This window comes from Paracoccus stylophorae, assembly GCF_028553765.1.
Classification (GTDB): domain Bacteria; phylum Pseudomonadota; class Alphaproteobacteria; order Rhodobacterales; family Rhodobacteraceae; genus Paracoccus; species Paracoccus stylophorae.
This window is the reverse complement of the sequence record NZ_CP067134.1, coordinates 2,361,086-2,374,831: the sequence shown is the minus strand read 5'-3', so window position 1 is coordinate 2,374,831 and position 13,746 is coordinate 2,361,086. Positions and strand designations below refer to the sequence as shown.

The following is a 13,746-nucleotide window of genomic DNA, read 5'->3' as shown; positions in this document are numbered from 1 at the left end:
CCATCCTACTCAGGAGTTGGAGCCTCCGGCAAACCCGGAGCGGTTCACTTCCAGATGTGGTCGCGGCTTCAAGTGCTTCGGAAGCGCTTTGTTCTCGTTTTCATCGAACGTACCGAATGAAACAGCACCAAGCTTGAGAACGCCCCATTCACCTGGCTCTGCCGGCCTGCTCAGGCAATTGGGGCTCCAGCCGTTTTCCAGATCGCCAATGACGTCGCCCAGCTGCACCATCGGAAATGGTGATGTGTGCGTCGTGCCCCCGTCCACCAGTCGGCGTAGGATCCCTTCATGGCTCCAGCGATCAATGTCCTTGAAGTTCGCCACGAATACCGGTCGGTCGGGAAGCGGGGTGGGTGGTGCGAAGCCGAGCGCGGTCTCGAACGCCTCAGCGGCCTTCGCCTCGGTCTCGGCGGCCTCCAGCTCCAGCGACGCAGCCTTGTCGAGCGCCGCGCGCCAGGCGGCGACGATGGCCTGTTGCTCGGGGAGTGGCGGCAGCGGGATGCGCAGGTCCTGGAACGCCTCTGGCGTGATGCGCTTGCGGCCGCTGGTGCCGCTGGCCTTGCGTCGCAGGGCTTCGATGAAACCGCCGGTGCGCAGAACCAGCTTGACGAACTCGCCGTCCAGCCGCGCGGGGTCGGCGGTGAACACCGGGAATTCCGGCGTGACGACCGCCTTCGCGATCTCGGCAGGCAGCATGCCGATGGCGCCGCTGCGCGCACCGATCTTGGAGAACACGATGTCGCCCGGATACGCCGCGAACATGCTGCCCTTGTAAGGCGCGGTCCTGTCGCGCGCTGAAATCTCGCCGGTCAGGTGCACCGTGATCGGCGTCCAGTCGCCGAAGCTGTCGGTGACGACCACTGCCTCGCGCCGCTGGGTCATCAGCTCGCGCAGCGGTGTAGGCGGGAAGTGCGAGTGCTGGTGCTCGACGTCTTCGGCGGTGATCCAGGGCTCGAGAGCCCTCCACTGACGGATCAGGCAGCGGAGGGCAGGAGAAAACCCGGCGTGTCCTCGGGTTTGGCCCCGGCCTCTACCCACGTCTCGAAGGCGCGATAGGCCTCCAGCAGGGCGGGCAGCTCGTTCGGCACGCTGTCCCCGGTGTCGCCGGTCGAGGTGATGCCCACCGATTTCGGCGCGGCGACGAAGACGGGATAATCGAATTCCTCGCGCACCGTTGCCCAGAGGGCGGCATCATGTGCCGCGTCGATGGCGCGGAGCCCGGCGGTCAGTTCGCGCCAGAAGGCGTCAGACCGCTTTTGCGTATCCGCATCGAAGGCCGCCATGTAGTCGCGCTCGAGCTTGGTCGCTTCCTTGGCGTTGCTCGCCGTGCCGTTCCATTTCGGCTTGCCGACCTTCGTCGACCCGATGCCGCGCGGATAGTCGGGCTCGGGTCCTGCCGTCCATGCCGGGGTGGTGCGCTCGACACCCAGCTTCGCCAGTTCGGTGAGGATATCCTCCACCTTGGCCTCCTCGGCGGTGACGACCTTGCGGCCGAGATCACCGCAGAGGGTGTCGCGCTGCGCGTTGAAGGTGGCGTCGTGGTCGGCATGCGCCTTTGTCCACGCGGCCTCCCACGCCGTCTCCTCCGCCTCCGTGAACCGTCGCAGGAACACGAGCGACGCCTTCACGGTGGCCTTGGCCGAGCTGAACGTCTCCTCGGGCAGGCTGACCACGCCGAGGATGCGCGCCTTGCCCTCGCACCAGCGTCGCAACCATGTCAGCGACGGATTGTTGAGGTTGCCGTCGGGCAGGACGATTCCCATCCGCCCGCCCGGCTTCAGCAGATTCAGGCAGCGTTCGACGAACACGATCTCGGTGGCGCGATTCTTCTTGCCTTTCCCGATCTCGAAGAGGTCGAGGATGTTCGTGCCCATCGCCTTCTGCATGGCGTCGTGGCTCTGACGCCACGGCTCGCCGTACCGGCTCTCGCACCTGTTGATGTACGAGGTTTCCTTGGGGACACGGGTTTCTTCGCTGCCGCCGACCTTCTGGTCGCTGCCGACATTGGAGCCGAAGGGAGGGTTGGTGATGACGATGTCGAAGCGGCCTGGGAAGATGCCGTTAATGTCGACCAGGCCGTCATGGTAGTGAATCCCGCCATGGCCATCGCCATGCATGATCATGTTCATTTTGGCGGTGCGCGCGGCGCGAGGCTCGGCATCGCAGCCGAAGATGCAGTTCCACGCAAGGCGACCGACGCGGGTGTCGATCGGCTTGTTGTCGTCGCCTGACGGGAGAAGCTCCTCGTTCAGCTTGGCGAAGGCGTCGTCGATCAGCTTTTCCTCTTCCTCGATCGGAAGGCCCTTCGCCTCGATATCTGCCTGAACCTTGTCCTTCTGCTTCTGCACGTCAGCCGAGATGCGCTCGCGCACGTGCTCGAAGGCGCGGATCAGGAAGCCGCCAGAGCCAGCGGCGGGATCGGCGATCAGCTCGCCCTCCTGCGGGTCGAGCATGCTGACCATGAAGTCCACGACCGGGCGCGGGGTGAAGAACTGCCCGAGCTCGCCACGGAAGGTGTTGCCGAGGAATTTCTCGAACGCGAGGCCCTTGATGTCGTCGCCCGTCTTTGACAAGTCGAAGCGCTCAAGCTCCTTCACGATGCGTCGAAAAGTTTCCTCGGAAATTTCCAGCCGGTCGGTGGCCGAGAACAGGTCGTCGGCTTTGTAGTAGGCCTTCGTCTGCTCAAAGAGCCCGTCGTGAACCTGAGGGTCGGTCGGCAGTCTCGTCGATGCGCGCCGGTCGAGGAAATCGACGGTGAAGGTGCCATGCAGGCCAGACCGTTCGACATACATCTTCACGAACAGGATCTTGGAAATGGTGTCGAAGGCGCGGCCCGGGTCCATCTTGTGGACGTCGCGCAGGATCGAGTGGCACTTGAACAGAAGGTCCTGAAATTCCTTGCGATTAAAGACCCGCAGCTTGCTGCGGATTTCCTCGATCCGCTTGGCGTCGCCCCAGTCGGACGCCTTCGCGATCTCGTTGATCTGCACGAAATCGCCGGGCGCGCCGGGTACGAGCTTGAAGACGGCGGTGAAGCGGTTGTTTGTGGCGATGAAGAACTCCGCGCCGGCCGACCGGGTGTAGCTCTCACCCTGATAGTAGTCGCGGAGATTGATCTCGACGCTTTCGGCCTTGCATTCGATGACCAGCACAGGCGAGACGCCTGGCCCGGCCGCCGCCTTGGCTGGCGTCTCCCATATCACGATGTCTGCGCGGGCGCTGCGGCTGCCAGAGATCATCCGCATTTCCTGTCGCATCTGCTCGAGGGCGTAGCCGTAGTTCTCGCACAGGTGGCGAATGAATTTTTGCCGCACCAGTTCTTCCGGCTTACCCGTGCTGTCGCGCCATTCCCCCTTGAGCGGTAGCCAGATCCAGGTGCCCTCTTGGTGGATGGCATCCGGTGCTGCGGGCCAAGGCGTCGCCGGGACGGTTTTGGGTTTCTTCGTTCCGGCCATGTTCAATCTCCTTTGCCAACCGACTTTGTCGCCTGACGGTCAAGTTCACTGAGCGCTTTCAGACGTTCAAATTCCTCGACGGCGAGAACGACCACCACCGGACGCCCGTGCTTTTCAACCACAACCGGCTCGGCGCGCGCAGTGTCGATGAGCCTGCCGAACTGGTGCTTCGCGTCTCGGGCTGACATGGTCTTCATCGCCGCCTCCTGTTTGGGCCACAATGACCATAAGAGTCCGTCCATTCAACCGGGCATTTGGCTCGTTTTGAGGTGGCCGAGTAGGCTGAACGGCCAGCGCGGCGGCACCCGCGCGAAGACTTGGAGCGACCATGGGGGCTACACCATGACCAAGAGCGAGTTCGATTTCTGTTCCTTCTGACGAATGCCACTGGAATCGAAGTGCCCAGCCGTAGGATCGAAAAATTCGATACATTGCAGATACTTACAAGAAATTCACCAAACCCGCGCAGTCATGAGGTCCGGAGAATATCGGCCCTGAGAGACCGCTCCCGTGCCTCCTGGCGCAGGTGCCAGTGCTCAGCCCCTCCCGTATAACCCTTGAATATAACGGAAAAATCCGGCCGCCGCCGGATCGGGAGAACGCTTTTGCTGGGGCAAGTGGCGGAGGGGATGGGCCTGACGTCCAACCTTCTCCGCCTAAGTCATTGTAAATATTTGTTATTAATGCACCCTCCCTGGCTACCGGCAAACCCTCTCGAAAACCTCCACCAGCTCCTTGAACTTCCGACGCTGCTCGTCGGGATCCTGTGATCTAATCGCATGGTCCACGCAGTCATCCGCATGATCCTGCAGGATCAAGATTTCGACCTGCGAAAGGGCCGACCGGATCGCCAGGGATTGATTGAGAATGTCGATGCAGTAGCGATCTTCTTCAATCATCCGGGCAACTCCACGCACCTGTCCTTCGAGGCGCGCCAGTCTTTGGATGGCTGCTTGCTTTCGATCTTTCATGGCGGGCCGATCTCGTACTGCGATAATTAAGAACCGACCTTGATGCAGAAGGGTTCCTCGGAACCTCAAAGGCCAGCGCGAGTTGAATTCATACCCCCTTGGGGTATTGGGCTGCGTTGTCGGACGCCCACCGAGTTCTGCGTTGGCAGATGCGGCTGTCTAGTTGCCCTCAAGCAGATTACAGAACGAGCAGGAAGTCGCGACATGTCCTACATCCGATTCAGCCTGATGATCCTCACCTCCACGGTGGTGATGTTCGTCCTGATGTACCTCAATACCTACGCATGGGAGCACGTCTTCTTCTCGGAGACGCGCACCTACATGGCGATCATGATGGGGGCGACGATGGCCGTCATCATGCTCGCCTACATGCTCGGCATGTATTCGAACAAGGCGCTCAACATCGCGATCTTCGCGGGCTCGGTCATCGTCTTCGCTCTGACGCTCTGGCTCGTCCGCAGCCAGGTCACGGTCTCGGGCCCGAGCTACATGCGGGCGATGATTCCTCACCACTCGATTGCCATCATGACCTCGGAGCGGGCGCAGATCCGTGACCCGCGCGTGCGCAAGCTCGCCGACGAGATCATCGAGGCGCAGCGGCGCGAAATTGCGGAAATGCGCTACCTGATCGCCGATGTGTCCGGGGGCAACGTGGTGGAGAGCATCTATCAGGACCCGCCGGCCGAGCCGGGCAGCGTCGAGGATGCGCTGTCGAACACCCTCGTCAGCACCCTCGACCTCGCACCGATGCCGGAAGCCGAGGCCGATCGCGTGCTCGGAGCGCCGGCTCCCTGCACCTTCAACCGCAGCCCCGAGACCGATCCGGTTCTCTGGTCGACCGAGGTCGGTGCGGCCGCGATGAAGCTGAATGGCGTCCTCATCGCCCTGGACGCGGAGAGCGGTCCGCAGGAGGGCGCGACGACGTTCTCGGCGCCCGGCACCACGGTCACAGTGCGGTCGCTCGGCGACGAGGCCGACTGGCGCCAGAACGGGGAGCTCGTGTTCGAACTCGATGAGGGACTGAGCGTGGGCTACCGCGGCTTCTACGGCTGCGAAGCGGGCTGAGCATCAAGGCGAACGTTTTCGCGGAAGGAGGGCACCATGGCTTTGGACCAGAGCGGCAAGACCGCAATCCTCTACCGGATGGTCATGCCCGACCACCTTTGCCCCTACGGGCTGAAGTCAAAGGACCTGCTCGAGCGGCACGGCTTCACGGTCGAGGACCATCACCTCGAGACGCGCGACGCGACAGAAGCGTTCAAGAAGGAGCACGGCGTCGACACGACGCCGCAGACCTTCATCGGTGGCGAGCGGATTGGCGGCTACGACGACCTCCGCAAGCATTTTGGGCAGGAGGTGAAGGACGAGGGCGAGACCAGCTACCAGCCGGTCATAGCGATCTTCTCCGTCGCCTTCCTGATGGCGCTGGCCGTCAGCTGGTACGCGTTCGGCACCGTGCTCAGCATCCGGGCGTTCGAGTGGTTCATCGCCATCAGCATGTGCCTTCTCGCGATCCAGAAGCTGCAGGACGTCGAGAGCTTCTCGACGATGTTCCTCAACTACGACCTACTGGCGCGCCGCTGGGTGCGGTACGGGTACGTCTATCCCTTCGGCGAGGCGTTGGCTGGCATTCTGATGATCGCGGGCGTGCTGATCTGGATCGCGGCGCTGGTTGCGCTCTTCATCGGTACCGTCGGCGCAGTCTCGGTCTTCAAGGCGGTCTACATCGACAAGCGCGAGCTCAAATGCGCCTGCGTCGGCGGATCGAGCAACGTGCCGCTTGGCTTCGTCTCGCTGACCGAGAACCTGATGATGATCGCGATGGGTATCTGGATGCCCGCCAGGTTGCTCTGGATGGGGTAACGGCTCGCCCCCTCGCGTCCGCCCGGTCCCGTCGAGCGGAGCCGAGATATTCGTGGAGGAGATGAATAATGACGCTTCTGCTCGGCTTCGCGCTGGTTGCCGCCCTCGGGATCGGCCATCACTACGGGCTGCTGGGCGTCCGTGCGATGAAGCCGAACTCCAACGAAAGGCCGCAGGGGGCGATCATGGTGGCGTTCGTCGGCCTTCTAGCGCTCCACACGATCGAGATCCTGGCTTTCGCCGTCGTCTACAAGGTGCTGCTGGGCTGGGGCCTGGGGGCCCTTGGTGGCACCTACGACGCAAGCTGGAACGGCCTGATCTACTTCTCCGGCATCAATTTCGCCACGCTCGGCTACACGCAGATCGAGAGCAGCGGGCCGATACGGATCATCAACATGATGCAGTCGCTAGGTGGCTTCATGGTGCTGACCTGGTCGGCGACGTTCCTCTACTCGGTCTGCGAACGGGCCTGGCGCGAGTAGCAGCCGACGATCAGGGGGCCGTCAGTTCGCGTCTGATACACTCTCCTGGTAGCCGCGCTCGCGCTCCGGCCATGTGCTTTTAATGTACGAGAGGACCGCGCGGATCTCGGGATCGCTCAGAACGTCGCCGAAGCCCGGCATGTCACTCTCGTAGCCGCCACCGACGATGGCGGCCGTGCCTTCCTTCACAATACGGAACAGCACGTCGTCGGGATGGTGCCAGGTATGGCCGCTGGCGTCATGCGGCGGTGCGGGCAATCGACCGGACGGAAGCGGCGAGCGCCAGTCGGGCTGGCCCTCCAGATTCGCGCCGTGGCAGGCGGCGCACTGATCGGCATAGATCTGTCTGCCTTGCGAGATGACATCCGCAGACACCCGGGAAGTAGCCTCGGCACCCGAATAGTGCCAAATGGCATAGGCCGCGAAGATCAAGCCTCCGACGACCAGACCGCTCGCTACGTTAGTCCAGAGGAAACTCCTCAATACGCCCATCCCCCTCGACTGTAGAAATTCATTGCGTTCACGCGGAGGTGATGTTGTGCCAGACGCACACCTTGAGCGACAATGGACATTCTCGTGAGCAATGCCTATTTTGCTGGCATGTTCGCGCGTGTCCTCTCAATCCTAGCCGTCCTTGCGATCGCCGTGGTGACGACGATCAGCGCAGCCCATGTTGCGCGGATGGATGGCATGCAGGGAGACCACGCGCTCCATGCAGGCGCCACGATGCACGCGTCCGCTGACACTCACCCGTCCTGTGACGACGGCCAGCATTGTGAATCGGCGGACGCAGCCGTGTGCGAGTTCGTCTGCGCAGGTCTATCGGCCTTCCTGACGATGTCGGGTATGGAAGCCGGACATGCGTACGGGCCAGCCAGACACGACCTCCCGCCCGAGTCAATCCATGCCAACCGGGCGCCAGGGCTGAACGAACGACCTCCCAAGCTCCGTCTCCTCTGAGCGTGCCGCAGGCCGACGCCCGCGGCGTCCCATAGGCATTGATGGACGGGACGGGATGTCCCGAGGAGACGACCATGAACACCCTTTCGCGACGCGGCTTTCTCGCCGCAAGTGCAGCAGCCGTTGCGGTTGCGCACATGCCCCGTCTTGCCCTCGCGCAGGCGGCGGCCCCGATCCGCCTCGCTGCCGCGACGCGCACGCTCGACATCGACGGACGCGCGGCTTCGGTCTTCGGCCTCGCCGGGCCCGGCGGCCAGGGACTGGTGCTCGATCCCGGACAACGGTTCCGGGTCGATCTGACCAACGATCTCGACGTCGGCACGATCATACACTGGCATGGGCAGATCCCGCCCAACGCGCAGGACGGCGTGCCCGACATGCCGATGGCCCTGCTCGCGCCGCGCGAGACACGATCCTACGACTTCGAGGCGCGGCCCGGCACGCACTGGATGCACAGCCATGTCCCGGTCCAGGAGATGCAGCTGCTCGCCGCGCCGCTGATCGTGCGTTCGGCCGAGGACATCGCCGCCGACCGGCAGGAGGTCGTGATGTTCCTGCACGATTTCTCGTTCAAGTCCCCGGAAGAGGTTCTGGCCGAGATAAGCGGCGGTCACGCGGGCGGCGAACACGACGCGCACGCGCATCACGGCGGCGCTCAACCCATGCAGGGGACGCCCATGGGCGGGATGGGCGCCATGCCGGGCATGGATCACGGCGCGATGGGCGGCATGCCAATGGACCAGATGCCGGGTATGGGCGGGATGATGGGCATGGGCGGCCAGATGGGCGGCATGGCCATGGACCTGAACGACTACGACTGGGACGCCTATCTCGCCAACGATCGCACGCTATCTGACCCCGACGTGGTCCGGGTCGAACGCGGCGGCCGTATCCGGCTCCGCGTGATCAATGCCGCGGCGGCCACGGTGTTCTGGATCGATACCGGTGCGGCCGGGGCGCGCCTCGTCGCGGTGGACGGTCATGCGGTGCAGCCGCTGGCGGGAAACCGGTTCGGGCTTGCCATGGGACAGCGGCTCGATCTCGAGATCGACCTGCCGAGCGAAACCGGAGCCTGGCCGATCCTCGCGTTGCGCGAAGGCGCAAGGGAGCGCACCGGTCTGATCCTCGCCACGCCTGGTGCCGAGGTGCGGCGCGTTGATGCCGTGGCGGAGGTTGAAGCGCCCGCGTTCGACACCGATCTTTCGCAGGAAGCACGGCTGATCGCGGTGGACGCCTTGCCGGAACGCCCTGTGGATCGCGGCCAGATGCTGATGCTGGGCGGCTCGATGCAGCCCTATGTCTGGACGATCAACGGCGCCGTCTGGGGTCAGCATCGGCCGATTGTCGCGCGCAGCGGCGAGCGAGTTGTGCTCTCGTTCCACAACATGTCGATGATGGGGCACCCGATGCATCTGCACGGCCATGTGTTCCAGGTGGTCGGCATCAATGGCCAGCGCGTTGCCGGCGCACTCCGCGACACGGTCTACGTGCCGCCGATGTCGATGGTGGACGTGGCGCTGGACGCGGGCGAAGCCGCGCGCTGGATGGTCCATTGCCATCACATGCCGCACCTGGCGACCGGCATGATGACCGAGTTCGCGGTATCGGCTTCGGTCTGACCGCAGGCGGGGCGTTCGCTTCGAGCGCCCCGACGTACCGATCGCTGCGGGCGCGCTCCACCACCTTCTCGCGAGATCCGCAGAGACGGGCCTCTCGCAGCCCGGAAAACAGGAGGACGACATGATGAATTGGAACGACATGGGCGCCGGTATGGGTTGGGGCATGGGGTTCGGCTGGCTGTTCGGCCTGCTGATCCTTCTGCTGCTGGTTTTGGCCATAGCAGCGCTGATCAAATATCTTCGGAAAATTGGAGAAAGGACGTCATAATGACCTACACGATCAATCGCATGATTCTGGGGCACGACGCTCTGCGGCGCGTGTTCGGCGCCTCGGTCGATGCCGGGCTTCTCGGCTCGCAGACCGCGCTGACGGCGACAGTCTTTGCGAGCCGCCTCATGCCCTTCGTGTCATTCGACATGATCAGCTACGCCGCGGGGCTCAGCCGCCTGCATGCCTGGCGGTTCGCGCTGGCGACGCTCGCCGGCATCATCCCGGCGAGCTTCCTGCTGGCGCATTTCGGGGGCGAGGCGGTGAGCGGTGACCTTGGCCGGGCCACATGGGCGGTTCTCGGTCTCGGCCTCGTGACCGGGCTGCCGCTGATCTGGGCCGCCACGCGCGGAAAGGCAGAAAGGAAGAGGTGATGGCCCAGCAGTACCAGAAGAACAGCTTGTCGCTCTTCGATACAGTGGCAATGGGAACCGGCGTGATGATCGGTGCGGGCATTCTCGCACTGACCGGGCAGATCGCCGAACTTGCGGGTCCCTTGTTCCCCCTTGCCTTCGTCGCTGGCGCCCTGGTGACGGGATTCAGCGCCTATACCTACGTCAAGATGTCGAACGCCTGGCCGTCTGCGGGCGGGATCGGGATGATCCTGACGAAGGCCTATGGCCCGACGACGGTCGCGGCCGGTGCCGCGCTGCTGATGGCGCTGTCGATGGTCATCAACGAAAGCCTCGTGGCGCGGACATTTGCGACCTACCTGCTGCGGGGGCTCGATCTGGAGCCCGAAGGCTGGCTGGTCCCTGCCATCGGCGTGGGACTCATCGTCTTCGCCTACCTCGTGAATGCGGCAGGCAACCGCTCCGTGGGTCTTCTGTCGCAGCTCATGGCGGTGCTCAAGGTGGGCGGCATCGCGGCCTTCGGCATTGCCGCGCTCTGGGCCGGCGGCTTCTCTTTCCAGGCGGCGGAAAGCGCGGATGGCGGTGCGGTTGCGGGCTTCCTTGCCTCGGTGGCGCTCGCGATCCTGGCCTTCAAGGGCTTCACGACGATCACCAACAGCGGCGCCGAGGTCACCGACCCGCACCGCAACGTCGGACGAGCGATCGTCATATCCATCGCGATCTGTGTCGTCGTCTACCTTCTCGTCGCCTTCGCCGTCGGCGCCAGCCTGCCGCTCGATCGGATCGTGGCGGCAAAAGACTACGCGCTGGCAGAGGCGGCCGAGCCCGCCCTTGGGCGCGTCGGCTTCTACCTGACCGTCGCGCTCGCGCTGGTCGCGACCGCCTCGGGCGTGATTGCCAGCATCTTCGCAGTGTCGCGGATGCTCGCCATGCTGACCGACATGAAGCTGATCCCGCACAGCCATTTCGGCATGCCGGGCACTATCCGCGACCATACGCTCGTCTATACGGTGGTCTTCGCCGGCGCGCTGACCATCTTCTTCGACCTCAGCCGGATCGCCTCGCTCGGGGCCTTCTTCTACCTCGTGATGGACATCTTGATCCATTGGGGGGTCTGGCGGACCCTGCGGGAAGAGATCGCCGCGCGGGGATGGGTCCTTCTGACGGCGATCGGGTTGGACGCGGTGGTTCTCGCAGCCTTCGCCGCGCTCAAATGGCAGAGCGACCCGCTGATCGTCGTCGTCGCGATCGCCGGCATGACCGCCGTTTTCCTGTTCGAGCGCGTCTTCCTCGCGCTCAACCCGCCATCACGCGAACCGGCGCATGGCAACCACCATTCTGCACAAGAAGAAAGACACGAGCCCACCTCTTGACCTTCCAACGACTCGAGGCCGCACACCGGGACAGAAAGGACATCAATCATGGCCACCCATCATCACCATCACGCTTCTTCCGACATCAAACCCGGCGCCAAGACCGCGACCGATCCGGTTTGCGGGATGCAGGTCGAGATCAAGGAGGGTGCGCGGACGCGCGACTACGACGGCGAGACGTTCCACTTCTGCTCCGCCGGGTGCCAGGAGAAATTCGACGCCGATCCGTACTTCTACGCCTCCGGCAACGCGAAGAAGGCCGGACAGAAGGCCCAGCCCGGCACGCAATACACCTGCCCGATGCACCCCGAGATCGTGCGTGACGAGCCGGGGAGCTGCCCGATCTGCGGCATGGCGCTGGAACCCATGGTGCCGTCGGACGAACCGAGTCACGAGCTAGTCGATTTCACGCGACGCATGTGGATCTCGGCGGCGGCGGCCGTGCCGCTCATCATCATCACCATGGGCGAACTCGTCGGGCTAGACGTGCGTGGGTGGATGGGGCACCGCCTCTCGGTCTATGCCGAGTTCGTGCTGGCGACCCCGGTGATCCTCTGGGCCGCGCTGCCGTTCTTCCGGCGCGGGATCGACTCGATCCGCAATGTCTCGCCGAACATGTGGACGCTGATCTCGCTCGGCGTCGGCGCGGCCTATCTCTACTCGCTGGTCGCGACCTTCGCGCCGGGCGTGTTCCCGGCCGAATACCGGATGGGCCACGGCGTCGGTACGTACTACGAGGCGGCCGTTGTCATCGTGGCGCTTATCTTCGTCGGTCAGGTGCTGGAGCTGCGCGCGCGGGAGCGGACGGGCGACGCGATCCGCGCGCTTCTGGACCTCGCGCCCAAGACCGCTCGGCGCATTTTGGCAGACGGGTCGGAATACGACGCACCGCTCGAGAACATCGTCGAGGGCGACCTTCTGAGGGTCCGGCCCGGAGACAGCGTGCCGGTGGACGGCGAGGTGGTCGAGGGCCGGTCGTCGGTCGACGAGAGCATGATCACGGGCGAACCGGTCCCGGTGGAGAAAGTCGAGGGCGACCGCGTCACCGGCGGCACGATCAACAAGAACGGCACGCTGGCGGTGCGCGCGACGCAGGTGGGCGCTGACACGGTGCTGTCGCAGATCGTCGAGATGGTCGCGGGCGCGCGGCGGTCGCGGGCGCCGATCCAGGGACTCGCGGACAAGGTGTCGTCGATCTTCGTGCCGACCGTCGTTGTGATAGCCATCATCGCCTTCGGCGTCTGGCTCTGGGCCGGGCCCGAACCGGCGCTGGCCTTCGCGATCGCCTCGGCCGTTTCGGTCCTGATCATCGCCTGCCCGTGCGCGCTGGGGCTTGCCACGCCGATCTCCATCACCACGGCCGCCGGCCGGGGCGCGCAGGCGGGCGTCTTGATCAAGGATGCCGAGGCGCTGGAACGCATGGCGCGGGTCGATACGGTGATCGTCGACAAGACAGGCACGTTGACCGAGGGCAAGCCGCGACTGACCGATGTGGTGGCGTTCCACGGCGACGAGGCGGAGGTGCTGGGCCTTGCCGCCGCGCTGGAGCGCGGGTCGGAGCATCCGCTGGCCGAGGCGATCGTCTCGGGAGCGAAGGACCGCGGGTTGACCCCCGAGAACGCACAGGACTTCGAGGCGGTTACCGGCAAGGGCGTGCACGGCACCGTCGCGGGCCGCAGGGTCGCGCTCGGCAATGCGGCGATGATGACCGATCTCGGGCTGTCGACGGACGAGGCCGAGGCAGAGGCCGACACGCTGCGCGCGGACGGCAAGACAGCGATGTTCGTCGCCGTGGATGGCACGCTCGCCGGGATCGTCGCCGTGGCGGACCCGATCAAGGAGACGACAGAAGCGGCGATCCGCGATCTGCACGCGCTGGGTCTCACCGTCATCATGGCCACCGGCGACAACCGGCGCACGGCCGAGGCGGTGGCGGGCAAGCTCGGCATCGACGAGGTCCGCGCGGGCGTCCTGCCGGAGGACAAGCAGAAGCTGGTCGAGGAGCTGCGTGCCAAGGGCAAGTCGGTCGCCATGGCCGGTGATGGCGTGAACGATGCTCCTGCGCTCGCGGCCGCGGACGTCGGCATCGCCATGAGCACCGGCGCCGACGTGGCCGTGGAAAGTGCCGGGATCACGCTCATGCGCGGCGATCTCGTGGGGCTTGTCCGCGCGCGGAAACTGGCCGTCGCGACGCTCAGGAACATCAAGCAGAACCTGTTCTTCGCCTTCGTCTACAACGCCGCAGGCGTGCCCGTCGCCGCGGGGGTGCTCTATCCCCTGACCGGCCTCCTGCTCTCGCCGATGATCGCGGCGGCGGCGATGAGCCTCTCGTCGGTCTCGGTCATCACCAATGCGCTGCGGCTCAGGCGGATCGACCTCTGAGCGCACCTGACTTCAACCCA

13 protein-coding genes and 1 pseudogene are annotated in these 13,746 nt (G+C 64.6%); 9 read left to right on the top strand and 5 right to left on the bottom strand.

Annotated elements, in window-relative coordinates; genetic code table 11:
- Positions 1–9 precede the first annotated feature (9 nt).
- From JHW45_RS11705 to JHW45_RS11690, 4 genes are all read right to left on the bottom strand, one after another.
- Positions 10–882 (bottom strand): restriction endonuclease subunit S, encoded by an 873-nt coding sequence (locus JHW45_RS11705; protein WP_272857834.1) that lies wholly within the window; start codon positions 880–882, stop codon positions 10–12.
- A 92-nt stretch (positions 883–974) separates the two neighbouring features.
- Entirely contained in the window at positions 975–3,455 is a 2,481-nt protein-coding gene (locus JHW45_RS11700; RefSeq protein ID WP_272857833.1) for a type I restriction-modification system subunit M, read from the bottom strand.
- Between the two features lie 2 nt (positions 3,456–3,457).
- Positions 3,458–3,652, bottom strand: a complete 195-nt coding sequence (locus tag JHW45_RS11695) for a type II toxin-antitoxin system Phd/YefM family antitoxin (RefSeq protein WP_272857832.1) — start codon at positions 3,650–3,652, stop codon at positions 3,458–3,460.
- 501 nt (positions 3,653–4,153) lie between these two features.
- Complete coding sequence (locus JHW45_RS11690) at positions 4,154–4,354, bottom strand: metal-sensitive transcriptional regulator (protein WP_272860602.1); 201 nt, start codon at positions 4,352–4,354, stop codon at positions 4,154–4,156.
- On the opposite strand from JHW45_RS11690, the gene JHW45_RS11685 reads away from it, so the two are divergent.
- From JHW45_RS11685 to JHW45_RS11670, 4 genes are all read left to right on the top strand, one after another.
- Positions 4,256–4,456 carry a hypothetical protein gene (locus JHW45_RS11685; protein WP_272860657.1) on the top strand — a complete coding sequence of 67 codons (201 nt, stop codon included), beginning with the start codon at positions 4,256–4,258 and terminating at the stop codon, positions 4,454–4,456. The two genes, JHW45_RS11690 and JHW45_RS11685, sit on opposite strands and share 99 nt — an antisense overlap.
- A 174-nt stretch (positions 4,457–4,630) precedes the next feature.
- Entirely contained in the window at positions 4,631–5,491 is an 861-nt protein-coding gene (locus tag JHW45_RS11680; protein ID WP_272857831.1) for a DUF305 domain-containing protein, read from the top strand.
- Between the two features lie 36 nt (positions 5,492–5,527).
- A complete protein-coding gene (locus JHW45_RS11675) occupies positions 5,528–6,289 on the top strand; it encodes a glutaredoxin family protein (RefSeq protein ID WP_272857830.1) in 762 nt (253 codons plus the stop codon).
- Positions 6,290–6,357: 68 nt separating this feature from the next.
- Positions 6,358–6,771, top strand: a complete 414-nt coding sequence (locus JHW45_RS11670) for an ion channel (protein ID WP_272857829.1) — start codon at positions 6,358–6,360, stop codon at positions 6,769–6,771.
- Between the two features lie 21 nt (positions 6,772–6,792).
- Here the strand turns inward: JHW45_RS11670 and JHW45_RS11665 are convergent, their stop codons facing one another.
- Positions 6,793–7,263, bottom strand: coding sequence for a c-type cytochrome (locus tag JHW45_RS11665; RefSeq protein WP_419181796.1), 471 nt, complete (start codon positions 7,261–7,263; stop codon positions 6,793–6,795).
- Positions 7,264–7,805: 542 nt separating this feature from the next.
- On the opposite strand from JHW45_RS11665, the gene JHW45_RS11660 reads away from it, so the two are divergent.
- From JHW45_RS11660 to JHW45_RS11640, 5 genes and pseudogenes are all read left to right on the top strand, one after another.
- Positions 7,806–9,350, top strand: coding sequence for a multicopper oxidase family protein (locus JHW45_RS11660; protein WP_272857827.1), 1,545 nt, complete (start codon positions 7,806–7,808; stop codon positions 9,348–9,350).
- A 121-nt stretch (positions 9,351–9,471) separates the two neighbouring features.
- Positions 9,472–9,618, top strand: coding sequence for a hypothetical protein (locus JHW45_RS11655; RefSeq protein ID WP_272857826.1), 147 nt, complete (start codon positions 9,472–9,474; stop codon positions 9,616–9,618).
- A 23-nt stretch (positions 9,619–9,641) separates the two neighbouring features.
- Positions 9,642–9,992 (top strand): annotated as a pseudogene (locus tag JHW45_RS11650) (TVP38/TMEM64 family protein); the annotation flags it as partial.
- Positions 9,992–11,344 (top strand): APC family permease, encoded by a 1,353-nt coding sequence (locus JHW45_RS11645; protein ID WP_272857825.1) that lies wholly within the window; start codon positions 9,992–9,994, stop codon positions 11,342–11,344. The pseudogene JHW45_RS11650 and the gene JHW45_RS11645, both read left to right, overlap by 1 nt.
- A 48-nt stretch (positions 11,345–11,392) precedes the next feature.
- Positions 11,393–13,726 (top strand): heavy metal translocating P-type ATPase, encoded by a 2,334-nt coding sequence (locus JHW45_RS11640; protein WP_272857824.1) that lies wholly within the window; start codon positions 11,393–11,395, stop codon positions 13,724–13,726.
- The last annotated feature ends 20 nt before the right edge of the window (positions 13,727–13,746 follow it).